Origin of the sequence: Marinobacter orientalis, from assembly GCF_004792665.1 — a bacterium.
GTDB lineage: Bacteria > Pseudomonadota > Gammaproteobacteria > Pseudomonadales > Oleiphilaceae > Marinobacter > Marinobacter orientalis.
Genome location: NZ_SRZX01000006.1, coordinates 1 through 23,789, shown reverse-complemented (window position 1 = coordinate 23,789; position 23,789 = coordinate 1). Strand labels below are relative to the sequence as shown.

Here is a 23,789-nt window from a genome sequence, read left to right as displayed (position 1 = left end):
TGAAATAAGCTAACCTGTGTGAAAGCATCGAAAAATCAGTCGGGTGCAACAGGTTTCCATCGCAGACTCCCCACCCGCAGTCATGGGCCAGTGAATGCTGAAGATAAACAGAGAAAACCTCAAAACCAGCCACCAACTGATCTGGTTCACCATAGACTTCCTGATGCTCGGCCTGCTCATCGTCAATCTGGCCTTCATCATCTTCGACTCGACCTACAATTTCGTCGCTGTCCAGAATCTGTTGGCTGAAAACGTCCCGGCGCTCAAAGAGTTCTATCACCCCATCCACCTCAACTTCATCTTCTACGACCTCATTTTCGTCGGCATCTTCCTGACCGAATTTGTCGTGCGCTGGGGCTACTCCATCAAGGCAAAAGTCTACGACCGCTGGTACTTCTACCCTTTCATCCACTGGTACGACATCATCGGCTGCATTCCCGTCGGCACTTTCCGCTTCCTGCGGGTACTGCGGGTCATCTCCATCGTCTACCGACTGCACCAGTACAAGGTCATCGACGTCACCCAGACGAAGACCTTCAAGTTCTTCAACTTCTACTACGAAGCCTTCATGGAAGAACTCTCCGACCGCATCGTCATCAAGGTGCTGTCTGGTGCCCAGGACGAAATCCGTCAGGGTTCGCCCCTGTTTGATCGCATCCAGAACGACATTCTCTACCCCCGACGGCAAATGCTCTCTGACTGGATGTCCCAACGCGTGGCAGACGCGGCTCAGGAGGGCTACATACCCAATCGCGGCGCCCTGCGAAGCTACCTGGAAACCCGTGTGGACAATGCCCTGAAGCAGAACATGGAACTGTCGCGGCTGAAATACCTGCCGGTGGTCGGGCCCACCATCCAGGAAACCCTGGAAGACGCCGTGGGGGATATCGTCGCCAACGTTATCCATCAGATTCTGGAAGATCTGGCATCCGCCTCCAACCACGCCTTTATCGAAGACATCGTCAATGTCTTCCTGCCCACACCGGATGAAAACCGCAAAGAAGAAGCGCCCAACGAGGCCCTCATTAACCTGATTATCGAGATACTGGATGCCGTCAAATCGCAGGTCAGCGTCAAGCACTGGCGCTCCGAGCTGAGCTGACCGCAGACGGAGAACAGCACCGGGGAAAACATGGATCCACTGCATTACCGTTCTGCCACCGACCTGGTGAGCAACCTCCGAGACGGCAGGCTGACCAGCATGGACGTTACCCGCGCCTTTCTGGACCGAATCCGCCAGCACAATGTCAGTATCAATGCGGTTGTGACACTGGACGAAGAAGGTGCCCTGAAAAAAGCCCGAAGCGCGGATAACGCCCTGGCAAAGGGCGAGCCCGCAGGCCCGCTCCACGGCCTGCCACTGACCCTCAAGGACACCTGGGAAGTCGCCGGCATGGCCTGCACCTCCGGTGCGTCCGCACTGAAAAACTACATCCCCAGGAGACACGCGGATGTGGTGCAGCGCCTCGAAAACGCCGGTGCCATCATTGTTGGCAAGACCAACGTTCCCGTCTACACCTCCGATCTCCAGAGTTACAACAAACTCTTTGGCGTCACCAACAATCCCCACAATAGGGCGCGGACTCCCGGCGGCTCCTCAGGCGGTGCCGCCGCAGCGCTGGCAGCGGGCATGACACCTCTTGAGGTGGGCAGTGACCTCGCCGGCTCCATCCGCACCCCTGCCCACTTCTGCGGCATTTTCGGCCACAAGCCATCACGGGCACTGGTGTCTTTACGCGGTCATATTCCGGGGCCTCCGGGCACGGAATCGCGGCCGGACCTTGCAGAGGGCGGCCCTATGGCCAGGTCGGCAAAGGATCTGGAACTGCTGCTCAAGGTGATTGCCGGGCCCGGCGAGCGGGAGCGTAACAGCTGGCAACTGGCCTTGGCGCCGGCAACACTCGACTCCCTGGAACAGTTCCGGGTGGGGTTGTGGTTAAAAGATCCGCTGTGCCCGATAGACGACGAACTGCTGGACGGCTACCAGCGGCTGGGTCGCGATCTGGAAAACAGGGGCTCGTTGGTGGCAGAAGCCCGTCACAGCCTGTTGAATCTGGACCACATTTTACCGGTTTATTTCAACCTGCTTGGCAGCCTGCTCAGCGCCACGCTGAAACCCGCCCAGCGCCGGCAGATGAAGTGGATTGCCCGGCTGCAAAGGTGGCTGCACCTGTTCGGGCCGGTGACGGCCCATATCGGCGAATATGGCCGCGGGGTGAATCAACCGGTGTACCGGTGGATGGCCTGGAGCGAAATGCGGGAAAAGATGCGGGCAGAGATAACCTCACTGTTTGATGAATTCGATGTGCTGTTGACACCGATTACGCCCACCACAGCCATCCGTCACGATCACAGCCAGCCGGTCTTCAAACGGCAAATTACCGTAGCCGGTCAGCCCCGGGCCTATATGGACCAGTTTTGCTGGATTGCCCTGGCCACGCTTCTGGGCCTGCCTGCAACCTCGGTGCCTGTTGGCAAGACGCGGGAAGGTTTGCCGTTCAACGTGCAGGTGATTGGTGCGCCGGGAATGGATCTGACCACAATCCGGTTTGCGGAATTGCTGGAACGGGCAGGACTGGCAGGGTTCAGGACACCAGAGGGGCTCTGACCGCACCCGGAAACCTGGCTGACCGAACGCCCACAAAAAAGCCGGTCTGATGGACCGGCTTTCTATAATGGTAGCGGGGGCTGGATTCGAACCAACGACCTCCGGGTTATGAGCCCGACGAGCTACCAGACTGCTCTACCCCGCATCAACTCTTCTCTTCAAAACCTGTTGTTGTCCGGGGGAGGAAGCCCCGATCAACGAGGTGCGCATACTACGGGGAGAAACCGGTCCCTGTCAAAGGGAAAATGAATTCTCCGATGGATTACCGTTCCAGAATCGCGGTCACACCCTGTCCGCCGGCGGCGCAGATGGATATAAGCCCACGACCACTACCCTTCTGTTCCAGCAGCTTCGCCAGGGTCGCCACAATCCGCCCGCCAGTCGCGGCGAAAGGATGCCCGGTAGCAAGGCTGCTGCCCTTGATGTTCAGCTTGTCACGGTCAATGCTGCCCAGAGGTTTATCCAGCCCCAGACGCTCCTTGCAGAAGTCCGGATCCTGCCAGGCCTTGAGGGTGGAAAGTACCTGGGCGGCAAAGGCTTCATGGATTTCGTAGAAATCAAAATCCTGCAGGGTCAACCCGGCCTTCTCCAGCATGCGCGGCACCGCATAGGCCGGCGCCATCAGCAGGCCTTCTTTCTTATCCACGAAGTCCACCGCGGCTACCTCGGAAAAGGTCAGATAAGCTTTGACCTCCATATTATTCGCCCTGGCCCACTCCTCGCTGGCCAGCAGCACACAGGAGGCTCCATCGGTCAGGGCAGTACTGTTAGCGGCCGTCATGGTGCCTTTTTCCCGATCAAATACCGGCTTGAGTGTCGCCAGCTTTTCAAGTGTGGTGTCCGGGCGCAGGATGTTGTCCTTTTCCAGGCCAGCCAGGGGCGTCATCAGATCCCTGAAGAAACCTTCCTCGTAGGCGGCAGCCAGTTTCTGGTGGCTTTCATAGGCCAGCTTGTCCTGCTCAACACGGGGAATCGACCATTCGTGGGCGGTGATCTGGCAATGGCCACCCATGGACAGGCCGGTCCGGGGTTCACCATTTTGCGGAGTTTCCGGTTTCAGGTAACCCGGCCGGAAACTGCTGAGAATCTTCAGGCGTTCACCGATGGTTTTGGCCCGGTTCAGGTCCAGCAGAATCTCCCGCAGGCCCTCGCCAACGCCAATGGGCGCGTCGGAGGTGGTGTCGGCGCCACCGGCAATGCCGCACTCAATCTGCCCAAGGGCGATCTTGTTGGCCACCAGAATGGCCGCTTCCAGGCCGGTGCCACAGGCCTGCTGAATATCGTAGGCAGGGGTTTCCGGGGCCAGGCCGCTGCTCAGGGCAGACTCCCGGGTGAGATTGAAGTCCCGGGAATGCTTGATCACCGCGCCGGCGACGACTTCCCCCATACGCTGACCCTGCAGACCAAAGCGATCAACCAGGCCCCGCAACGCAGCGGTTAGCAACTCCTGGTTGCTGACCTTGCTGTAAGCCGTATTGGAACGGGCGAAGGGTACCCGGTTACCGCCAATAATGGCGACCCGGCGAACGCCACTTCTGGCTGCTGTGGTTTCGCCGGGTGCCGTGGTTTTCTTTTGGGCGCTTTTCGGTGCCTGTGCCATGATGTTGTCCCTATATGACTGATGTATTCATTGCGTTGGATCTGTCCCAAAAAGGAAAATGCCATGTCCGATATCTATCTCAAATTCGTCAATACCCCGATGGGCAGAACCACTGCCCAGACCCTGGGGCTACCCTCACCTGTTCCCCTGAAACGCTGGAAGCGCACTGACCAGCCGTTCATCGAGGGCGACGTACTGGTTGGTGCCGTCAATGGCAGCAAAGCCGTTGGCGCCATTGCCAGCTTACTGAGCGCGAGCCCGGCGAAACTGTTCCATGCCAGTGCTGTGGATACTCTGAACGATTCTTCCAGAAGCGGCAACAGGGCCGAAGCCCTGCCGCTCAATACCGACATTGACCTGAAATTCTCGGCGCTGGTGCTGGATGCCACCGGCATCAAAGACACCACCGACCTGCGGGCGGTTTACGACTTCTTCCACCCTACCATCCGTAAGCTGGCAGGCAATGGCCGCGTGCTGGTCATCGGGCAGAACCCTGCGACCTGCCGGCAACCGGCCAAAGCGGCGGCACACCAGGCACTGGAAGGTTTTGTGCGCAGCGTTGGCAAGGAAGTGGGCAGGAAAGGCGCCACCGCCAACCTGTTGTGGATGGCGCCCGGCGCGGAAAAACAGCTGGAGTCCAGCGTACGCTTCTTTCTATCTCCCCGCTCAGCCTATGTATCCGGCCAGGTGGCCCGCATCGGCAAGAGCACCGATGCGCCAGCCACCAACCCGGTGGCACCGCTGACCGGCAAAGTGGCTCTGGTCACCGGCGCCTCCCGGGGCATTGGCGCCTCCATCGCAGAAACCCTGACCCGGGACGGGGCAACGGTAATTGGCCTGGACATTCCCCCGGCTATGGAAGACCTGCAGAAAGTCATGAATGCCATCAAAGGCAAAGCGCTGGCCTGCGATATTACCGACGAGAAAGCCGCCGGGCAGATCGCAGATTTTGTGAAGGAGCACTTCGGCGGCATTGATCTCGTTGTCCACAACGCCGGCATCACCCGCGACAAGACTCTGGGCAATATGCCGGAGCACTTCTGGGACATGACCATCGCCGTAAACCTGACGGCGGAGGAGTTGATCGATGAAGAGTTGATGCACCGGCAGCTTCTGCGGGAGAACGGCCGCATTGTGTGCATTTCCTCTATCAGCGGCATCGCCGGCAATTTTGGCCAGACCAACTACTCCACCGCCAAGTGTGGCGTGATCGGTTACGTGGAAGCCATGGCAAAACAGGTAAAAAACGGCGTGACCATCAACGCCATCGCCCCGGGTTTCATCGAAACCCGGATGACCGCCGCCATGCCCATAACCGTCCGCGAAGCAGGCAGACGCATGAACAGCCTGTCCCAGGGTGGTTTGCCCATAGACGTTGCCGAGGCCATTGCATGGTATTGCAATCCCGCGTCGAACGGCGTGAACGGAAATGTGGTTCGGGTTTGCGGACAGTCGTTGATTGGCAAGTAGGGGGATTGGCGCAGACGGGGTGCGGGTTTTGGCGTAGGTCGGATTAGGCGCAGCCGTAATCCGACAACCCAAACCATCAGGCTGTAAACAGAACTTCAAGGGGAAGAAATATGGTGGGTGGTACTGGGATCGAACCAGTGACCCTCGCCTTGTAAGGGCGATGCTCTCCCAGCTGAGCTAACCACCCGGGATCTGGAATCAATAAAAATGGCGGAGCGGACGGGACTCGAACCCGCGACCCCCGGCGTGACAGGCCGGTATTCTAACCAGCTGAACTACCGCTCCGCATCGATCCCGGCCAGAAAGGCCTTTGGGATCCTGAACCGGGCGGGGTGGCCCGGTGATGCTGAAAAGTGGTGGGCGGTACTGGGATCGAACCAGTGACCCTCGCCTTGTAAGGGCGATGCTCTCCCAGCTGAGCTAACCGCCCACTTTCACAGCACACTGGCAAGTCAGCGTTGCTGTCTCGACCAAGTGAGCTGCGCATTTTAAGCATTTGTCCGGCGGTGTCAAATATTTTCCCGGTTTTTTTTTGGCGCTTTCTGCCCCGCCTGCCTGGCCTTGTGATCAAGCGAAAGCTCGCTGACCCGCGCCTTACGGTCTTCCGGCAAAGCCTTCTCGGCCAGCGAGCAATTGAGATTGTCCAGATGCTTTCTGAGGCGGTCTATACGGTGACCGGCGTTTTCAAAGGCATCCGGGAGCATCTCTCCGGAAAAGCGGCGGAGCGTTTGTTGTAATGAATCTCTGAGCGACATGGCCTCACCTTCCTCTGGATGCTCTGACTACCAACAGTCTAGTAATCAAAAGCGGAAGCGACAAAGAACCCGCCGCTGATTATTGGCCGGACACCCGTGAACGCAGCTCATTGACCTCTTGCGACAACCGAACCAGTCTTGATGTCAACTGGGCCCGCGATGAATCGATGGCCGAGACGGTTTCTCTCAACCCTGCCAGATCTTCACGTACTGCATCCAGTTGGCGACTGCTCGAAAGGTTGTCGGTGGCCTCCTCCAGTGCCGCAATTCGGCTCTCCAGGCCATCAATGGCCAACTGCTGCTCGCGCTCAAACCTCACCAGCTGGCGCTCGACCATCTTGTCAACGCCCGACAGGGATTCATCGAGCTCGGTCAACCTGGAGGCATTCTCCTGACCGGTTTCACGTACGGCGGTGATCTGCCTTTCCAGATCAGTCTCGACCTCGTCGAGCCTCGAGGTCACACTGGCCTCAAGTTCCTCAACGGATGCCATTAACTGCTCGCGCTCACGCTTGCCGCTGTCAACATCCGCCCGCAACGACTCCAGGCTGGCTTCATGGTCGTCCAGCCGCTTGCGGTTGCGGTCATTGGCCACACCCCAGAGCTTGCGGATTTCGCTGTCGGCAGTATCCAGCCGCTCTTCCTGGACGGCCAGCCTGTCTTCAATCGACTCACCTTTTTCCTGCAGGTTCTCACCGGTTTCGGACAGATCGCCTTCAAACCGCGCCAATGCCAGTTTACTCTGGCGCGCCCAGTAGTCTGCCTCTTCCAGCTGGCCTTCAAGCATCTGGATTCGCTGTTCCTGCTGGTACCAGCCAGCGCCTGCGGCGCCAGCCACAATCAGCAGGCCAATGGCCAGCATCACACCGCGGCCGGATCCACCGCCCCCGGAGCCCTTGCCGGGTTTGCCTGCCGGCTTTCGGGTGCCACCATCTCCGCCAGCACCTCGCCCGGCTGCTTCAGGCTTTCTGTCCCGGGCTGCCTTTTCACTATTTCGCGGTTCCCGCTGGGCAGACAGCCCCTGTTCCCGCTTGCTTCCTGCGGTGCCAGTGCGTACTTCATCATCATCCGGACGGATCGGTTCCATAACAGCTCCAGGATATGGACGGTAAGGGTCACAAGGCCTGATAATACCCGTACCTTGCGACACCGCAAAATAAAGGCCAGAAAAGACGTTCCATGCGGCGCTGGACTATCGTCTGTTTGCATGGTCACAGGGCCTTACATACAATGGCCGGCTTTCTCACACATCAGGACTGTTGCATATGCAGCCGCTTGTAGGACTCATCATGGGCTCGAAGTCAGACTGGCCCACCATGGAACACGCCGCCGGCATGCTGGACAAGCTGGGTGTGCCTTACGAGACGAAGGTTGTCTCTGCCCACCGCACCCCTGACCTGTTGTTTGATTACGCCAAAACCGCTTCCGAGCGGGGCCTGAAGGTGATCATCGCCGGTGCCGGCGGCGCGGCTCATCTGCCGGGCATGGTCGCTTCGCAGACGTCACTGCCGGTGCTTGGTGTTCCTGTCCAGTCCAGGGCGCTCAACGGTCTTGATTCGCTGCTCTCTATCGTGCAGATGCCCGGCGGCATTGCAGTGGGCACCCTGGCTATCGGCAAAGCCGGTGCCACCAATGCCGGGCTATTGGCCGCCCAGATCATTGGTACTTTCAATGACGATGTCCGCAAGGCCGTTGATGAATTCCGCGCGAAGCAGACACAGACCGTTCTGGACAACCCTGATCCCAGTGATCAGTGATCGGCCTGGGTGCAGGAGCGGGTGGGAAGCGCTTTCCAAAACACGCTGTAAATACGTCCATGTACGCTTGGGCTCCGCCATCCATGGCTCCGCACAGTTTTGGAAAGCGCTCCCCACCCACTCCCCCAAACTTTTGCGAACGCCTGATAATGGCAGGAGATGACAGATGAGAATTGGTGTACTAGGTGCTGGACAGCTTGGGCGCATGCTGGCGCTTTCTGGCTACCCACTGGCCAAGACGTTTGTTTTCTATGATATGTCGGGTAGTCCCAGTGCCGGACTCGGTGAGGTTATTATCGACCGGGACGGTCAGTATCTGGATGACTTTATTTCCCGGGTGGACCGGGTTACCTATGAATTCGAACACTTGCCGGTGGACGTGGCGGAGCGAATTGCAAAAGACAGGCCGGTTCACCCCTGCCCCAGAGCACTGCAGGTTTGCCAGAATCGCGAATTGGAAAAACTGTTGTTCGGCGAACTCGGCATCCCGACGCCGGAATGGAGAATCGCGGACAGTGCAGAATCGCTTCAGGTTGCCGCCGAAGAACTCGGCTGCCCGGTTGTCGCCAAATCCAACACCGAGGGTTATGACGGCAAGGGGCAGGCAGTTCTGCGGTCACCCCAAGAAGCGGCAGACGCCTGGAATTCCATCGGGCACCCGCGGCTGATCGTGGAAAAGTTCGTCGACTTTCGCCGCGAAGTGTCGATTATCGCGGTACGCGCCGTGGACGGCGAGCTGGCCTTCTATCCGATGGCCGAAAACACCCATCATCAAGGCATCCTGCGCTACTCCATCGCCCCGGCTCCGAAGCTCGAGAAGCACGTTCAGGAAGATGCCGAGCGTTATATCAAGGCGCTGTTGAACGAACTGGATTATGTGGGCGTGCTGACCCTGGAGCTGTTCGAGACAGCCGAAGGACTGGTGGCCAATGAAATGGCACCGCGGGTTCACAACTCCGGTCACTGGACCATTGAAGGCGCCATGACCAGCCAGTTCGAGAACCATATTCGTGCGGTCAGCGGCCATCCCCTGGGCAATACAGATCCGCGAGGCGTCAGCTGCATGATCAATATCATTGCCGAGCATGGCGACATTGAACGAATTCTCGAACTGCCCTACGCTCATATACACCTCTATAATAAAAGCGAGCGCCCGGGGCGGAAACTTGGACATGTGACCATTCTGGCGGACAGCTACGAAGAACTGGTATGGCGAGTGAAAAACTGTTCGCAGTTTTTGCCCGGCTGTCCGGAGTTTGACAGCACGCTCACGGCAAGGGGTTGATTTAGCTCAAAGCGCCCCTATATTTATAGTTTACATCCACATAAACAGAGAGAATCAGGGAGAACGACCTCATGGCATTTGAACTTCCCGCACTGCCTTATGAAAAGAATGCACTGGAACCGCACATCTCTCAGGAGACTCTTGAATACCATTACGGTAAGCATCACAACACCTACGTTACCAAGCTCAACGGCCTGATCGAAGGTACAGACAACGCCAACAAGTCGCTCGAAGAGATCATCAAGAGCGCCAGTGGCCCGCTGTTCAATAACTCAGCCCAGGTCTGGAACCACACCTTCTACTGGCACTGTCTGAGCCCGAACGGCGGCGGTGAACCTACCGGTGCAGCCAAGGACGCTATCGAAAAGGCCTTTGGCTCCTTTGAAGACTTCAAGAAAGAATTTAACGAGAAAGCCGCCGGCAACTTCGGTTCAGGCTGGACCTGGCTGGTCAAGAAACCAGACGGCAGTGTCGCCATTGTGAATACCAGCAATGCCGAAACGCCGCTGACCACGGCCGATAAGCCGGTACTGACCGTTGACGTCTGGGAGCACGCGTATTATATCGATTACCGCAACTCCCGGCCGAACTACCTGGAAGCCTTCTGGAAACTGGTTAACTGGGATTTCGTCAACGAAAACCTGGCTTGATCACGTTGTAGATCGTCTGCAGTGAAAACTGCATCTGAAATGCCCGCTCCCACGCGGGCATTTTTGCATCTGGAAAAAATCCGCATTACAAAATGATACACCCCGACCCTGAAATATCTGGAAGAATTGCCGATACTTAATCCGGCGTCCGAAAACCGATCCATGCTTTTTACAACAACAGACCGGGAGCCCTCTCACCCGGCAACATGCGGTGCCGGATCTCATTCCGTGGGAACCAATTACACAGGCCTCCATGCAAAATTCCTTTGAGGTAGAACATCGGCTGGGGTTCCGGGTGCTGCGATGGGTACTGGCTGTTGCACTGATAAGCGGGGTTCTGGTCAGCACCGTCCAGGTGATTCTGGATGCAAGACGGGTGTCCGGTTTACTGGACGAGCAGGCAGAACAGACCATGGCACTGGTCAGGGATGCCTCAACCCAGGCCGTTTTCAGTATCGATTCCGCTCTGGCGCAACAGGTTGTCGATGGCCTGTTTGCTCAGGAAGCCATTCATCTGGCACGTATCACCCATCCCGACGGCGAGGCGATTGGCGGCCGTGACCGCCCGCTTCAGCAGAGCGCCTTTCGCGTCATAACCGACCCGATCTTTGGCGCGGAGCGATCCTACCGCCAGGAACTTTCCCGCAGCGGCAACGCCGGCGGCAAAACCGTTTACGGCTACCTTGAACTGCACTATGACACCGGCCCGGTAGCGGGCACCTGGCTTGAGCGCGCTTCAATAACCTTCGCCTCCGGTATCGCCATTGCGGTGATCCTTGGCCTGGCCCTGTTCGTGGTTTTCCACCTGTTGCTGACACGTCCGTTATTACGCATCGTCCAGTCTGTCAAACAGGTGGACCCGGACCATCCGGAAGACAACCTCATCCGCCTTCCTCACGGCCACCAGAATGATGAACTGGGTCTCTGGGTGAATGCCACCAACAACCTGCTGATGGCCATTGGCGACAGCCAGACCCGCCACCGGGAAGCAGAGGATCGGGTCAATCGACTCGCCAGATACGACCAGCTCACCGGCCTGCCCAGCCGGGATACCTTCATGGAACTCCTGCAGACAGATATCGAAGAGGCCCGTGAGGGGAAATCCGTCCTTTCCCTCGTTTGCTGTGGCATTGATGACTTCAAGTCCGTCAATGAGCAATGTGGCTTCCGCACCGGCGACCTGGTGCTTCAGGCGATCGCCGATCGGCTCACCCACCTGTTGGGTGGCACCCGTTTTACCATCGCCCGCCTGGGCAGCGACCAGTTTGTGATCGTGGAAAAGGGCCTGCGTGACGGTTTCCAGGCGGCAAATACCGCAGACCGGATTCTCGCGGCCCTGAGCAATCCGATGATTTTTGATGACCAGACCGTCACCATGACGGCAACGCTGGGCATTGCCCTGTTTCCGGGCGATGCCGAAAAAGCTGACAGGCTGCTGCAAAGCGCTGAACAGACCATGGCCCTGGCCAAGGAAAGTGGCCACAACTATTTCCAGTTCTACGTTGCCAGCATTGACCGCGAGATCCGTGAGCGCAAACAGCTGGAGAAAGACCTCTCCGTTGCCCTTAACAGTCATCAGTTCCACCTGGTATACCAGCCGCAGATCAACCTGGAGACCCGCCGCATTATAGGTGCCGAGGCGCTGATCCGCTGGCAGCATCCGGAAAAGGGCCTCATTCCACCAGACGACTTTATTCCCGTTTCAGAGATGAACGGCAGCATCGTCGAGATTGGCCAGTGGGTACTTGATCAGGCCTGCCGGCAGGCAGCCCGCTGGGCCAGCGATGGCATGCCCCTGAGGATTGCCGTCAACCTGTCGGCGGTGCAGCTTCGCCAGGATTCCATCGTGGATGACATCCTCGACACCCTGGAGCGGCACAATATTCCCGCCGGCCGGCTGGAACTGGAAGTAACGGAAACCAGCTTCATGACCAACCTGGAAGAGGCCGTGGATAAACTGAAACGCCTGCGCAGGGCCGGCATCAGTATCGCCGTGGACGATTTCGGAACCGGCTACTCGTCGCTGACCTACCTCAAGCGCATGCCGGTGCAGCATCTGAAAATCGACAAACAGTTTATCCGCGACCTGCTGGTGAATGAAGAAGACACCCGGATTGCCAATACCATCATCGACCTGGGCAAGAGCCTGAATCTCAGCGTTGTCGCGGAAGGTGTCGAAACCGCGGAGCAGGAATACTATCTCGCCCAGAGAGGCTGCCAGCTGGCACAGGGATATTTCTTCAGCAAACCGCTCAAACCCCATGATTTTGAGAGGTTCGTGGCCAGTTTTCACGATAACATCATGGCGAATAACTCCTGAACAAGAATCATCCAACCTGATCCCCCAGTACTCAAGGAGTCGACATGGGAACCACGCTGATCGGCCTGATTGTCATTGCCGTTGTCATTGTTTATATCGTCTTTGTCTACAACCGCCTGGTTTCCCTGCGCAACCAGCTCAAAAACGGCTTTGCCCAGATTGATGTCCAGTTGCAGCGCCGCCATGACCTGATTCCCAACCTGGTGGAGGCTGCCAGGGCCTACCTCTCCCATGAGCGCAACACCCTCACCGAGGTGATGGAAGCACGCAATAATGCCGTCAGTGCCCAGAAAGAAGCCGCCGGCGACCCCGCCGACGGAGGCAAGATCCAGCGCCTCGGCAGTGCCGAGAACATGCTGTCCAAAGCCCTCGCCAATTTTTACGCGGTGGCGGAAAACTATCCGGAGCTGAAAGCCAACGAAACCATCCAGCAACTGATGGAAGAGCTTTCCAGCACCGAGAACCGGGTTTCGTTCGCGCGCCAGGCGTATAATGACGGGGTGATGAGCTACAACATCGCTCGCGAGCAGTTCCCCAACAATATCGTGGCCGGACTGTTCGCCTTCAGGCCCTCCTCCCAGCTGGAACTGGAATCTCCTGAGGCACGCCAGGTACCGAAAGTCGCCTTCTGAGGCCCGCTACCATGGCACATCAGGGATTTTTCCAGCGCCAGGCCAATGCCCGCCGCAATACAGGTGTACTGGTGATCCTGTTTCTGGCGGCGGTAGCCATCATCACGCTCAGTGTCTGCCTTGTAGGCTATCTGGTTACCCGCAGTGAAACCGCAGGCCTCGGCTTTGCTGACTGGCTGCTCAGCCGCCATGGCCTGCTTACCGCGCTTGCGGTAGTGGGTCTTATCGGAGCAGGGTCACTGATCCGCTTGGCCGACCTGGCCGGTGGTGGCGAGCGGGTGGCAAAAATGGTCGGAGCCAGGGCCATTGACCCCGCTACCAGGGATGCAGACGAACGCAGGTTGCGCAATATTGTCGAGGAAATGGCCATCGCCAGCGGTGTCAGTGTTCCGCAACTTTACGTGATGGATCAGGAGACCGGCATTAACGCCTTTGTCGCCGGCTACACGCCCGGTGAAGCCGTTATGGTGGTCACCCATGGTGCCCTGACCCAACTGACCCGTGACGAGCTTCAGGGCGTGGTTGGCCATGAGTTCAGCCATGTCCTCAATGGCGATATGCGGCTCAACGTGCGTCTGATTTCCATTCTGGCCGGTATTCTGATGATCGGGCAGATCGGTAACTTCCTGCTGCGTATGTCGTTCTACCGCCCCGCTCTCTCGACAAGAACATCCCGAAGCAGGCGCGGCGAAGCCATATTCGCACTCCTGGGGCTGGCGCTGCTGGTCATCGGCTACGTGGGCGTATTTTTCGGCCGGTTGATCCAGTCAGCGGTTTCACGGCAGCGGGAAATGCTGGCGGACGCCTCCTCGGTGCAGTTTACCCGCAATCCCGAAGGTATTGCCGGCGCCCTGTTCAAAATCGGCCTCAAGGGCGGTTATCTTGACACCACCAGCCACGCCAGCGACATGAACCACATGTGCTTCGGCGAAAGCACGCGGATGAAATTCACCGCCCTGCTGGCGTCTCACCCGCCGGTCTGGGAACGCATCGAAGCCATACAGCCAGGTATGTTTGCACGGCTCCGCAGCCGCTTGCGGGATACTGAGCCGGACAGGGCCTTGCGATCAGCAGGCTCAGCCTCTGCAGGCTCTCCTCTTCCGGACGCTGCAAGCGGATTTGGCACTGGCAATACGTCGCCGCTGAACAGTCAGGAGCCACAAAAAATCTCGGAGAGTGCAGGTACTGTTAACCGGCACAGTGAAAACTACGCGATAGCGATCCTGAACAGCCTGCCGTCGACCTTCCGCAACCTGCTTTACACCCGTGCCGGTGCCATCCAGCTCTGTTACGCACTCCTGGTTTATGAGCTACAACCTCAGACAAGGCAGCAGCGGCTGGCATTGATTGAAGCCGGCTCGATCTTTGCGCCCAACCCGGAGTTGCTGGACAGACTGTTACCCGCCCTGGATTCGCTGGGCCAGGGCGTGCGGTTCCCGGCACTGGAACTGGCCATGCCTGCCCTGCGCAAACTGGATCCGGACGAGCGCGCGCAGTTGATGTCCGGCATGGAGGCTCTGATCAGGGCGGACAATCGTCTGGGTCTTTTCGAACTGGCCATGCACAGCTTTCTTCGCCGCCATCTGGCTGATGACGCGGCCCGCGTGGTACCGGTGCGTTATCGCAGCTACCGGCCAGTAACAACCCAGTTGCAGGTGGTGTTCAGCCTGATGACAAGGGCCGGCGTTAACGCCGAACATGACAGCCAGGCGCTCTTCAAAGAGGCCATGGCTGGCTTCATATCGAATGGGGATAAACCGGAGCTGCTGACGGAAGTGTCGGTAACACAGTTACGGCAGGCACTGCTGACCCTCAATAGCCTGTCACCCCTGCTCAAACCCGGTATTATCGATGCCTGCGGCCATTGCATACTGGCAGACGGCAAGGTCAACACCCGCGAATACGAACTGATCCGCCTGGTTGCCGATCAGCTCGACTGCCCGTTGCCGCCACTCAGGGCCTGAACCACCGACGGCTCAGGGCCCGGCAACGGTTCAGTCCAGCCGCGGGTTGAACAGGGAGTCTTTTGTGGGTGGGCTTTCAGGATCCGGCAGGCCCAACTTCCGCCGCACTCCGAGATTGATCTCCCACAGGCTCTGGAACTTCTCATCCGTGGCCGCGATCGACTCCGCCTTGCCAAGCATGATGGTGGGCCTGAGGAAAACCAGCAGATTACGCTTCACCCGGCGCTCGGATTCCGACGAGAACAGCCGCCCGAGCACGGGAATGTCACCCAGGAAAGGCACCTTGCTTTTGTTGATCTGGAGGTCGTCCGTGGTCAGGCCACCGAGAACAATGGTTTCCCCGTCATCCGCCAGCACGGTGGTCTTGATTTCACGCTTGTTGGTGATGATGTCCGAAGCTGACTCGACACTGTCGCCAATATTCTCCGTGGTCTGCTCCACCACCAGTCGTACCAGGCCGTCAGCGCTGATGGTCGGTGTTACCTTCAGGGTCAGGCCGATATCCCGGCGCTCAATGGTGGTAAAGGGGTTGGTGGTGCCGTCACCGGTAACGGTTGACTGCCCGGTACGGAAAGGCACGTTCTGACCAACGATGATTTCCGATTCCTGGTTATCCAGGGTAATGATGCTCGGCGTTGACAGCAGGTTTGCTGCGGCGGAGGTGGACAACGCCTGCAACAGGATGCCCCAGGAAATTCCGTCCTCATCACGCTGACCGGCACCGACAGTAATACCCCCCACCGCTGGAGAAATGAACGACTCTGAAAGGATGGCGCCAAGCACGTCACCCAGGCTGTTGCCAACATTATTGAAACTGGTTCCGGCCACCGGTGTGGACTCGCCCGATTCATCACCGACCGCCAGTTGGACCCCAAGGTCCTGACCCAGCTCGTCACTGATCTCGACAATGGCCGCCTCGATCATCACCTGGGCGCGCCGCACGTCCAGCGCCTGCACGATCAGTTCGGCTTCCTGCATCATCGACGGCTCGCCCCGTACTACCAGCGCATTGAGGCCCTCGTCGGCGAATACCGCAAAACCAGTATTACGGTTTCCGCCAGAGCCCCCGCCCGACGATCCGCTTGCGCCGGGCGATTCTTTCACCAGTTCGCCCATCACACCCTTGAGAATTTCCGTCAGATTGTTCGCATCGGCGTGGCTCAGGCGGATCACCTTGGTGGTGCCCCCGGTGGCCGACGGCTGGTCAAGCTTGTTGATCAGAGTACGCATCTTGTCGCGGAACGTTTCATCGCCACGAAGAATCAGCCGGTTGCTGCGCTCGTCCGCGGTAACACTGTATTTACGAGCGGCGTTTTCGCCACCGCCCTGGCCGAGTTCATCCGGCGCAAGCTCCTGTAGCAGCTCAACCATGTCGCCTACCCAGGCCTCTTCAAGCTGGATCACTTCCACTTCGTACTTGGAGGGGCTGTCCAGTTCCCTGACAATCTGCTCGATGCGGCGAATGTTGGCCGAATGATCACTGACAATCAGGGCATTCGCCGCGGCAACACCGGCAAGGTGGCCGTATTTCGCCACCAGCGGCCGCAGGATGGGCACCAGCTCCAGGGCATTGGCATTATCAATCTGGATAACGCGGGTAATCAGTTGTTCCGAGGGAATCTCCGTGAACCGGTCCAGGGATTCGGCGGACTGCTTGGCATCCACCTGTTGCACCACCTTGATCACTTCTTCCCCGGGGATGGCAGTAAAGCCATGGACCTGGAGCACTGCCAGAAACAGATCGTAAATTTCATCCTTGTTCATGGGCGCACTGGACAGCACCGTCACCTTGCCCTTTACGCGCGGGTCGACCACGAAGCTGTAACCGGTTATGTCCGCCACCTGAGTCACGAAGGCACGGATATCGGCATCCTTGAGGTTCAACCGCCAGGTTTCCTCCTGCCCGTAAGCAAAAGACATCAGGGGCAGCAACAGGGCTACAACGAAAGCCCGGAATAGATTGGATCTGTGGTTCAGCATCTGGCGTTCTTGTCCTGTATTGTTAAATCTGTTCAGCGCCACTGTTCGGGGATGGCATAGCTGACGGTCAGAATGGAACCGTCCCGTTCAATTTCAATATCCAGTTGCGGCTCCGACCGCCAATCCTCAAGAAGCACCATGTCCTGTTCGAGATCGCCCAGAGGCTGCCCGTTAATGGCGGTAATCACGTCACCCCCCCTGAGGCCTACGGCGTTGAGCATGGCACTGGAGCCATCGTAAACATAGCCGGCGCTACCGTCATCGCCTGCCGGGCTCAGACCATAGGGGACAAGAGCGGCAACACCCTGGGAGTCAAGCTGTTCCCGGGCATTGCTGAGGAACTGCTCCGGCGATGAGGCTGGCGGTTGTTCCGCCACATTCTCAACCAGGCCGGCTGGCACCTCATCATCAAAGGTCAGGCTTTCGTATTGTCCGTTCCGGCGAATCAGCACCCGGCCGGGTTCTACTTCCGCAAGTTCCGCGTTGCCCGGCAACAGATCCCCCACGCGGTAGTGCTCTGTCACGCCATTGCTTCCCGCCACTATAGCACCGGAGTCTTCCGGCTGCTCTGCTACCATTACGCCTTCCAGCCTGAGATTAAGCCGGGTTTCGGGAGCAGAACGACGAACCACCTCCGCCACCCGGGCCTGCCCCTCGGCCCTGCCAAAGATCTGGTGGGCGGCCATGGGTTGCAGGCGTCTTGAAGCGGCAGCGGAAGCACTGGTATCTGCGGCTGATGACGCCACTGCAACCGGGCGTTCATCCCACGCAATCAGCCAGGTCGTCTGCGCCAGCACCCAGGCAAGATAAACCACCAGCCCCGCCAGTAACAGATTGGCCAGCAGGCGCGGAAGTTTCCGGCTGCCCGGCGCCGGCGCTGCGGCCATCACAAGACACCTCCCGGAACAAGGGCCTGCCTGACCCGGAACACCACATCGCCCGGCCGGGCCGAGTCCGGCCATGGTTGCCCGGCAAGATCCACCATGCGCTTATACACCCGTAAATCCATCATGCCATTCCAGCGTATTTCCACATCCGCCGCCGGGCCATCACCGCCCTGCTCCGCAATAACCAGGGCAACGCCGTCGGCAGTACTGTCGAGGGTCGCTTCCATGGGTGGAAACTCCGCCTGCCCCACGCTGTCGCCCATGGGCCAGGTAACCTCACCGCCGGCCCAGCGGCCGATCCCGTCAGCGCTGGTGATACGGCCATCCTGCCAGGCCAGCGCCAACCGATCGATGATGACATCCCCCTCAATCAGCGCGCCACCACTGCGCCGTATCAGGTCCCCGAACTCGGCGACCGCCAGCCTGCCCTTGGCATCCAGGGAACCGTTGCCTTCCCGGTTGAAGCTGACACGTCCATCGACAGAAGATTGTGATGACACTACCGAGAAAACCACCGGTAATGACAGCCCGGGCAGGGATGGCGTGCCTAGCTGCCATTCCAGCGTCACGGGGTAGCCGGCTACCACGGCACCAGCGGCGCCTGACCAGGCTTTACCGGACACCTGCCCCACCTGTATTTCCGGCGGCAGCTGAATGTGTGCCGAGGCCTGATGCCACAGCCACCCGGCGGGAACAAGAACCACCAGCGCCACCAGATAAACCAGCACACCGGCAAGGGTCAGCAGGAACACTTTGCCGGGTCTGAGAAAGGCTTTTGCCTGGGTTTCGCTCATACAGTGTCACACAGATGAATGGACGGTTGCCGAGTCTAGCAAAGCCATTTCGCAAGTTCATGACAAAAAAAACAAAAAACCCCGCGTCGGTGTGAACCAACGCGGGGTTTTTGGCTTGACGGGGCCATTCCTCAAAAAGCGGGGAATGATCCGGGGCAGGCCGGCATTACATCATGCCGCCCATGCCTCCCATTCCGCCCATACCACCCATGTCCGGCATACCGCCGCCGGCACCTTCTTCTTCCGGCTCATCCGCAATCATCGCCTCGGTGGTGATGATCAGGGAAGCGACGGAAGCAGCTGCCTGCAGTGCAGAGCGGGTGACTTTGGCCGGGTCAAGGATACCCATCTCCAGCATGTCACCGAACTCTTCGGTAGAGGCGTTGTAGCCGTAGGCGCCCTCGCCTTCCAGGATCTTGTTGACAACAACGGAGGCTTCACCACCGGCGTTGGTCACGATCTGGCGCAGCGGCGCTTCCATGGCACGGCGCAGGATGTTGACGCCAGCCTTCTGCTCTTCGTTGATGGCGTCTACCTTGTCCAGGGCCGCAATGGCACGGATCAGAGTCACGCCGCCACCCGGTACAACACCCTCTTCAACCGCAGCGCGGGTAGAGTGCAGGGCGTCTTCAACGCGGGCTTTCTTCTCTTTCATTTCCACTTCGGAACCGGCGCCAACCTTGATAACGGCAACACCGCCAGCCAGCTTGGCCACACGCTCCTGCAGCTTTTCCTTGTCGTAATCGGAAGAGCTGTCTTCGATCTGCCTGCGGATCTGCTCAACACGGGCTTCAATATCACCCTGGGCACCGGCGCCATCAATGATGGTGGTGTTTTCCTTGGTGATGTTGATGCGCTTGGCAGTACCCAGATCATCCAGAGTGGTGTTCTCCAGAGTCAGGCCGACTTCCTCGGAAATCACGGTACCACCGCTCAGGATGGCGATATCCTGCAGCATTTCCTTGCGACGGTCGCCGAAGCCGGGTGCCTTGACAGCAGCCACTTTCACGATACCGCGCATGTTGTTCACAACCAGGGTTGCCAGCGCTTCGCCTTCAATATCCTCGGCGATGATCATCAGCGGCTTGCCAGCCTTGGCGACAGATTCCAGCACCGGCAGCAGTTCGCGGATGTTGGAGATCTTCTTGTCGACCAGCAGGATGTACGGATCATCCAGCTCGGTGGACATGTTTTCCTGGTTGTTGATGAAGTACGGCGACAGGAAACCACGGTCGAACTGCATGCCTTCAACCACGTCCAGCTCGTCGTCCAGGCCACGGCCTTCTTCAACGGTAATGACGCCTTCCTTGCCCACTTTTTCCATCGCGTCGGCGATAAGCTTGCCGATGGTCTCGTCGCCGTTGGCGGAGATGGTGCCTACCTGGGCAATGTTGCGGTTGTCATCGCAGGGCTTGGAAAGGTCACGGATCGCCTGGACTGCGGCGATGGTAGCCTTGTCGATGCCACGCTTGAGATCCATCGGGTTCATGCCGGCTGTAACCGCCTTGATACCCTCTTTCACAATCGCCTGCGCCAGAACGGTCGCAGTGGTGGTGCCGTCACCGGCGGTGTCGTTGGTCTGGGAAGCCACTTCCTTGACCATCTGGGCGCCCATGTTTTCGAACTTGTCTCGCAGCTCGATTTCCTTGGCGACGGACACGCCGTCCTTGGTGACGGTCGGCGCGCCGAAGGACTTGTCCAGAACCACGTTGCGGCCTTTCGGGCCCAGGGTTACCTTAACTGCGTCTGCCAGAACGTTAACGCCCTGAACCATACGTTTACGGGCGCTGTCACCGAATCTAACGTCTTTTGCTGCCATGTCTTCTATTCCTGTTCGTTAAACCCAATTTGCTTGTTCAATCGGATTGTTGCGTAACCGAGTGTTTACTCGAGAACGCCGAAAATGTCGTTTTCGCTCATGATGAGCAGTTCTTCGGTATCAAGCTTCACGGTATTACCGGCGTACTGGCCAAAGACCACGATATCGCCAACCTTGACCGCCAGTGCACGGGTTTCGCCATTGTCGAGAATACGGCCATTACCTACGGCGACAACTTCGCCCTGGGATGGCTTCTCCTTGGCATTGCCCGGCAGCACGATGCCACCAGCTGTTTTCTCTTCTTCTTCCTTACGGCGCACGACAACACGATCGTGTAGCGGACGTATCTTCATTGCTCGATATCTCCAATGTCAGGTTAGGTTTGGCAATGATGGTTGCGTTAAAAGCCGGGGCTTTTAACCAACTGTTTTACAGCGGTTATTAGCCCGCAGCGAACTTGTGAGACCTATGTGGGGGTGGTGCATCCGTTTTCAACACCTGGCGAAAAAAATTTTCACTTTTTTTCCGGCGAATCGTCATCATCCCGGTCCAGGCGCTGATGATCCTGTTCGGTCTCATCCCGGTACTCACCCTCGATGATGTCACCGTTGCGGTCGAACGGGCCCCGGCGGTCAAAAGGGCGCTGACGGCCGAACGGGCTCTCGCCATCACCGAAAGGCCCCTTGCCGTCGAATGGTCCCCGCTGGCCGGCAGTAAACGTGAATCTGCCGCCCTGCCCAGCCACTACCATGCGCTTGAGGGCCTGGGCTGCAAGCCAGTGGCGGGAACCGGGAATCAGGCACAGGAAACCAATAGTGTCAGTCACAAAGCCGGGCGTCAGCAGCAGCGCACCACCCACGGCCAGAATCAGGCCCTCGGCCACTTCTCTCGCCGGCAGTTCACCGCTATTGAGCCGCTGGTTCGCTCTCAACAGGGTGGCAAGACCCTGCTGCCGCAGCAGCGCGGCGCCGATAACAGCCGTCAGCAAGACCAGACCTACGGTGTTCAGGGCTCCGATAAGGGTTCCCACCTTGATCAGAATCGTCATCTCCACAATCGGCATGACAATAAACAAAAAAAGAAAAACGCCCAAAAGAGCCTCCCGGGGTGCGCTGTGCCTGGTTGCGGCGGCGGTAAAAAAGCAGTGGTATACTCGGTTCCACCATTTATCCATTACCTTAGGGCAAAACATGAAACTTCAAGATTCCGTGATTGCGATTACCGGCGGCGGCCAGGGCCTCGGCCGAGCCATGGCAGAGCATCTGGCCGCCAGGGGTGCCCGCCTGGCGCTGATTGACCTGATGCCGGAAAGGCTGGAAGAAGCGGCCGCTGCGTGTGACAAAGCCGGGGGCGACGCCAAAACCTACGTCTGCAACGTGGCGAAGGAAGAAGATGTCCAGAAGACGTTTGCGGCCATCGTGGCGGATTTCGGGCAACTCAATGGCCTGGTCAACAATGCGGGCATTCTCCGGGACGGGCTGCTGGTGAAGGCGAAAGAAGGCCATGTCGAGAAGCGCATGGAACTGTCCGAGTGGCAGGCGGTGATTGACGTAAACCTGACCGGTGTCTTCCTGTGCGGCCGCGAGGCGGCCACCCGGATGATCAACAACGGCGACCAGGGCGTGATCATCAACATCGCCTCCATTGCCCGCGCCGGCAACATGGGGCAGAGCAACTACTCCGCCGCCAAGGCCGGTGTTTCGGCACTGGTCCCGACCTGGGCCAGGGAACTCGCCCGCCACGGCATCCGCTGCATGGGCATCGCACCGGGCTTTGTCGAGACCGAAATGACCGCCTCCATGAAACCGGAAGCCCTGGAAAAAATGACCGCCAGCATTCCCCTGAAGCGCATGGGCAAGCCGGAAGAAATCGCCTCTGCCGCGGTGTTTATCTTCGAAAACGACTACATGTCCGGCCGGATACTCGAAATTGACGGTGCGCTTCGGCTGTAAACATTCGCCTGCGGGTTCGGGGGCTGGTCCGGCCGATAGCTCCCGCGTAGGTCGGATTAGGCCCAAAGGGCCGTAATCCGACAAGTAAACCGGACTTCAAAATAAACGACCAACCATACAAGGACGTATGATGAACTACCGCCGCAACCGCCTCCCCGGCGGCACCTACTTTTTCACCGTGGTAACCGCCAACCGCACCCCGCTTTTCAACAACCCCGCCGCCGTCCAGCACCTGCGAACCACCCTCCGCACCGTCATAAACCGCCACCCCTTCACCATCGACGCCATGGTTGTCCTCCCCGATCACATCCACTGCCTCTGGACCCTGCCGGCCGACGACACCAACTACTCAACCCGCTGGCGCCTGATCAAAGGCGGTTTGACCAAGGGGTTCCAACAGCATTCACCGGGAAAAGCCGGCAAGCCGGAATCACTCTGGCAAAAGCGCTACTGGGAACACACCATTAAAGACGAAAACGACTTCAACCGGCACGTTGATTACATCCACTACAACCCCGTAAAGCACGGCTATGTGGCACGCGCCGCAGACTGGCCGTATTCCAGTTTTCACCGCTTTGTGCGGCAGGGGATATTGCCGGCGGATTGGGGAATTGATGAGGAAGAACTTGCGGGGGTTGGGCGAGAATAGGTGAGTGCTGTTGTCGGATTACGGCCTGACGGCCTAATCCGACCTACGGTTTGCTCGGAGTTGTCCGTTAAATGTAGGTCGGATTAGGCGCAGCCGTAATCCGACAAAAAACCCGACATTACCCGGGAACTGACGGATTCCACCCATACCGCCGCATCGCAACCCTTCCATTAACCACTTCCACCCCCTCCTCCCGCAAACTCCGGGCCTGCACCTCGAATGCCTCACTCCCGATGGGAAACGCAATCCGTCCATCACTCCGGATCACCCGATACCAGGGAATGGCATGCCCCTCAGGAAGCTTGCCCAGAGCCCTACCTATATACCGCGCCTGCCGACCAAGGCCCGCCATGTGAGCGACCTGGCCATAGCTGGCTACCCTCCCTGCGGGAATGGCAGCCACAACTTGCCAGATTTTCTGGTCTTTGGTGGGTTCGGTCATGGAGTTCGTGTGTTGGTGGTTGGTGGAGTTTGTGTTGTCGGATTACGGCTTCGCCTAATCCGTATATGGTCTCCTCCCCGTTTGCAAGGTCTCAGTGCTCGATGTCAGGGACAGGTTTGCGCCCGTATATCCGGCCTGTTTAGCGAGGCGGCTTTGTCGCCTCTGGCCTTGATGGAAGATCCGCGCCTGCCGTCCTTATCGACCTAACGGCCTGTTGGGCCTTCG

At 58.5% G+C, this 23,789-nt stretch carries 21 protein-coding genes and 4 tRNA genes; 11 read left to right on the top strand and 14 right to left on the bottom strand.

All coding sequences use genetic code 11. From position 1 onward, the window contains the following. Nucleotides 1-94 precede the first annotated feature (94 nt). Together DIT72_RS14885 and DIT72_RS14880 are read left to right on the top strand one after the other, a co-directional pair. A complete protein-coding gene (locus DIT72_RS14885; RefSeq protein ID WP_135956038.1) occupies nt 95-1,102 on the top strand; it encodes a hypothetical protein in 1,008 nt (335 codons plus the stop codon). 30 nt (nt 1,103-1,132) lie between these two features. Further along, the gene (locus DIT72_RS14880; protein WP_135956037.1) at nt 1,133-2,608 is read left to right on the top strand and encodes an amidase; all 1,476 of its coding nucleotides are present in this window, start codon (nt 1,133-1,135) and stop codon (nt 2,606-2,608) included. A gap of 68 nt (nt 2,609-2,676) precedes the next feature. Here DIT72_RS14880 and DIT72_RS14875 read toward each other — a convergent pair. Then, a tRNA-Met gene (locus DIT72_RS14875) sits at nt 2,677-2,753 on the bottom strand. A 117-nt stretch (nt 2,754-2,870) separates the two neighbouring features. Further along, a complete protein-coding gene (locus tag DIT72_RS14870) occupies nt 2,871-4,208 on the bottom strand; it encodes an acetyl-CoA C-acetyltransferase (RefSeq protein ID WP_135956036.1) in 1,338 nt (445 codons plus the stop codon). A gap of 63 nt (nt 4,209-4,271) precedes the next feature. On the opposite strand from DIT72_RS14870, the gene DIT72_RS14865 reads away from it, so the two are divergent. Beyond that, a complete protein-coding gene (locus tag DIT72_RS14865; protein WP_135956035.1) occupies nt 4,272-5,678 on the top strand; it encodes a 3-oxoacyl-ACP reductase in 1,407 nt (468 codons plus the stop codon). A gap of 111 nt (nt 5,679-5,789) precedes the next feature. Here the strand turns inward: DIT72_RS14865 and DIT72_RS14860 are convergent. From DIT72_RS14860 to DIT72_RS14840, 5 genes are all read right to left on the bottom strand, one after another. After that, nucleotides 5,790-5,865, bottom strand: a tRNA-Val gene (locus DIT72_RS14860). A 21-nt stretch (nt 5,866-5,886) separates the two neighbouring features. Then, nucleotides 5,887-5,963 (bottom strand) — tRNA-Asp (locus tag DIT72_RS14855). Nucleotides 5,964-6,032: 69 nt separating this feature from the next. Next, nucleotides 6,033-6,108 (bottom strand) — tRNA-Val (locus DIT72_RS14850). 79 nt (nt 6,109-6,187) lie between these two features. After that, nucleotides 6,188-6,433 (bottom strand): hypothetical protein, encoded by a 246-nt coding sequence (locus DIT72_RS14845; protein WP_135956034.1) that lies wholly within the window; start codon nt 6,431-6,433, stop codon nt 6,188-6,190. 79 nt (nt 6,434-6,512) lie between these two features. Continuing rightward, nucleotides 6,513-7,520: a hypothetical protein gene (locus DIT72_RS14840; RefSeq protein WP_135956033.1), complete on the bottom strand. Its 1,008-nt coding sequence runs from the start codon at nt 7,518-7,520 to the stop codon at nt 6,513-6,515. Nucleotides 7,521-7,698: 178 nt separating this feature from the next. Between DIT72_RS14840 and purE the strand changes: the two genes are divergently transcribed. From purE to DIT72_RS14810, 6 genes are all read left to right on the top strand, one after another. Beyond that, a complete protein-coding gene (gene purE, locus DIT72_RS14835) occupies nt 7,699-8,190 on the top strand; it encodes a 5-(carboxyamino)imidazole ribonucleotide mutase (RefSeq protein ID WP_135956032.1) in 492 nt (163 codons plus the stop codon). 166 nt (nt 8,191-8,356) lie between these two features. Then, a complete protein-coding gene (locus DIT72_RS14830) occupies nt 8,357-9,475 on the top strand; it encodes a 5-(carboxyamino)imidazole ribonucleotide synthase (RefSeq protein ID WP_135956031.1) in 1,119 nt (372 codons plus the stop codon). 71 nt (nt 9,476-9,546) lie between these two features. Beyond that, nucleotides 9,547-10,125: a superoxide dismutase [Fe] gene (sodB, locus tag DIT72_RS14825; RefSeq protein WP_135956030.1), complete on the top strand. Its 579-nt coding sequence runs from the start codon at nt 9,547-9,549 to the stop codon at nt 10,123-10,125. Nucleotides 10,126-10,378: 253 nt separating this feature from the next. Then, nucleotides 10,379-12,445 carry a putative bifunctional diguanylate cyclase/phosphodiesterase gene (locus DIT72_RS14820; protein WP_135956029.1) on the top strand — a complete coding sequence of 689 codons (2,067 nt, stop codon included), beginning with the start codon at nt 10,379-10,381 and terminating at the stop codon, nt 12,443-12,445. 44 nt (nt 12,446-12,489) lie between these two features. Then, nucleotides 12,490-13,077, top strand: coding sequence for a LemA family protein (locus DIT72_RS14815; protein WP_135956028.1), 588 nt, complete (start codon nt 12,490-12,492; stop codon nt 13,075-13,077). Between the two features lie 11 nt (nt 13,078-13,088). Next, nucleotides 13,089-15,041, top strand: a complete 1,953-nt coding sequence (locus DIT72_RS14810) for a M48 family metallopeptidase (protein WP_135956027.1) — start codon at nt 13,089-13,091, stop codon at nt 15,039-15,041. Nucleotides 15,042-15,071: 30 nt separating this feature from the next. Here the strand turns inward: DIT72_RS14810 and gspD are convergent, their stop codons facing one another. The 6 genes from gspD to DIT72_RS14780 all read right to left on the bottom strand — a co-directional run bounded on the left by gspD (nt 15,072) and on the right by DIT72_RS14780 (nt 21,614). Beyond that, nucleotides 15,072-17,021: a type II secretion system secretin GspD gene (gene gspD, locus DIT72_RS14805; protein ID WP_135956026.1), complete on the bottom strand. Its 1,950-nt coding sequence runs from the start codon at nt 17,019-17,021 to the stop codon at nt 15,072-15,074. A 32-nt stretch (nt 17,022-17,053) separates the two neighbouring features. Next, nucleotides 17,054-17,908, bottom strand: coding sequence for a type II secretion system protein N (locus tag DIT72_RS14800; RefSeq protein ID WP_135956025.1), 855 nt, complete (start codon nt 17,906-17,908; stop codon nt 17,054-17,056). Next, on the bottom strand, nt 17,908-18,702 hold the full coding sequence (gene gspN / locus DIT72_RS14795) for a type II secretion system protein N (protein WP_135956024.1): 795 nt from the start codon (nt 18,700-18,702) through the stop codon (nt 17,908-17,910). Before gspN ends, DIT72_RS14800 begins: the two co-directional genes overlap by 1 nt. A 166-nt stretch (nt 18,703-18,868) precedes the next feature. Then, complete coding sequence (groL, locus tag DIT72_RS14790; RefSeq protein WP_135956023.1) at nt 18,869-20,521, bottom strand: chaperonin GroEL; 1,653 nt, start codon at nt 20,519-20,521, stop codon at nt 18,869-18,871. A gap of 65 nt (nt 20,522-20,586) precedes the next feature. Then, entirely contained in the window at nt 20,587-20,874 is a 288-nt protein-coding gene (groES, locus tag DIT72_RS14785; protein WP_135956022.1) for a co-chaperone GroES, read from the bottom strand. Between the two features lie 161 nt (nt 20,875-21,035). Then, complete coding sequence (locus DIT72_RS14780) at nt 21,036-21,614, bottom strand: FxsA family protein (protein WP_135956021.1); 579 nt, start codon at nt 21,612-21,614, stop codon at nt 21,036-21,038. Between the two features lie 97 nt (nt 21,615-21,711). On the opposite strand from DIT72_RS14780, the gene DIT72_RS14775 reads away from it, so the two are divergent. Together DIT72_RS14775 and DIT72_RS14770 are read left to right on the top strand one after the other, a co-directional pair. Then, on the top strand, nt 21,712-22,473 hold the full coding sequence (locus tag DIT72_RS14775) for an SDR family oxidoreductase (protein ID WP_135956020.1): 762 nt from the start codon (nt 21,712-21,714) through the stop codon (nt 22,471-22,473). A gap of 127 nt (nt 22,474-22,600) precedes the next feature. Then, nucleotides 22,601-23,122 carry an REP-associated tyrosine transposase gene (locus tag DIT72_RS14770; RefSeq protein ID WP_135956019.1) on the top strand — a complete coding sequence of 174 codons (522 nt, stop codon included), beginning with the start codon at nt 22,601-22,603 and terminating at the stop codon, nt 23,120-23,122. A gap of 118 nt (nt 23,123-23,240) precedes the next feature. On the opposite strand, the gene DIT72_RS14765 is transcribed toward DIT72_RS14770, so the two are convergent. Next, nucleotides 23,241-23,564 (bottom strand): MGMT family protein, encoded by a 324-nt coding sequence (locus tag DIT72_RS14765; protein ID WP_135956018.1) that lies wholly within the window; start codon nt 23,562-23,564, stop codon nt 23,241-23,243. Nucleotides 23,565-23,789: the final 225 nt, after the last annotated feature.

Bases quoted from the DNA above. Each gene is read 5' to 3' on its own strand.
- DIT72_RS14885 (WP_135956038.1), top strand. From the start codon at position 95: ATGCTGAAGATAAACAGAGAAAACCTCAAAACCAGCCACCAACTGATC.
- DIT72_RS14880 (WP_135956037.1), top strand. From the start codon at position 1,133: ATGGATCCACTGCATTACCGTTCTGCCACCGACCTGGTGAGCAACCTC.
- DIT72_RS14870 (WP_135956036.1), bottom strand. From the start codon at position 4,208: ATGGCACAGGCACCGAAAAGCGCCCAAAAGAAAACCACGGCACCCGGC.
- DIT72_RS14865 (WP_135956035.1), top strand. From the start codon at position 4,272: ATGTCCGATATCTATCTCAAATTCGTCAATACCCCGATGGGCAGAACC.
- DIT72_RS14845 (WP_135956034.1), bottom strand. From the start codon at position 6,433: ATGTCGCTCAGAGATTCATTACAACAAACGCTCCGCCGCTTTTCCGGA.
- DIT72_RS14840 (WP_135956033.1), bottom strand. From the start codon at position 7,520: ATGGAACCGATCCGTCCGGATGATGATGAAGTACGCACTGGCACCGCA.
- purE (WP_135956032.1), top strand. From the start codon at position 7,699: ATGCAGCCGCTTGTAGGACTCATCATGGGCTCGAAGTCAGACTGGCCC.
- DIT72_RS14830 (WP_135956031.1), top strand. From the start codon at position 8,357: ATGAGAATTGGTGTACTAGGTGCTGGACAGCTTGGGCGCATGCTGGCG.
- sodB (WP_135956030.1), top strand. From the start codon at position 9,547: ATGGCATTTGAACTTCCCGCACTGCCTTATGAAAAGAATGCACTGGAA.
- DIT72_RS14820 (WP_135956029.1), top strand. From the start codon at position 10,379: ATGCAAAATTCCTTTGAGGTAGAACATCGGCTGGGGTTCCGGGTGCTG.
- DIT72_RS14815 (WP_135956028.1), top strand. From the start codon at position 12,490: ATGGGAACCACGCTGATCGGCCTGATTGTCATTGCCGTTGTCATTGTT.
- DIT72_RS14810 (WP_135956027.1), top strand. From the start codon at position 13,089: ATGGCACATCAGGGATTTTTCCAGCGCCAGGCCAATGCCCGCCGCAAT.
- gspD (WP_135956026.1), bottom strand. From the start codon at position 17,021: ATGCTGAACCACAGATCCAATCTATTCCGGGCTTTCGTTGTAGCCCTG.
- DIT72_RS14800 (WP_135956025.1), bottom strand. From the start codon at position 17,908: ATGGCCGCAGCGCCGGCGCCGGGCAGCCGGAAACTTCCGCGCCTGCTG.
- gspN (WP_135956024.1), bottom strand. From the start codon at position 18,702: ATGAGCGAAACCCAGGCAAAAGCCTTTCTCAGACCCGGCAAAGTGTTC.
- groL (WP_135956023.1), bottom strand. From the start codon at position 20,521: ATGGCAGCAAAAGACGTTAGATTCGGTGACAGCGCCCGTAAACGTATG.
- groES (WP_135956022.1), bottom strand. From the start codon at position 20,874: ATGAAGATACGTCCGCTACACGATCGTGTTGTCGTGCGCCGTAAGGAA.
- DIT72_RS14775 (WP_135956020.1), top strand. From the start codon at position 21,712: ATGAAACTTCAAGATTCCGTGATTGCGATTACCGGCGGCGGCCAGGGC.
- DIT72_RS14770 (WP_135956019.1), top strand. From the start codon at position 22,601: ATGATGAACTACCGCCGCAACCGCCTCCCCGGCGGCACCTACTTTTTC.
- DIT72_RS14765 (WP_135956018.1), bottom strand. From the start codon at position 23,564: ATGACCGAACCCACCAAAGACCAGAAAATCTGGCAAGTTGTGGCTGCC.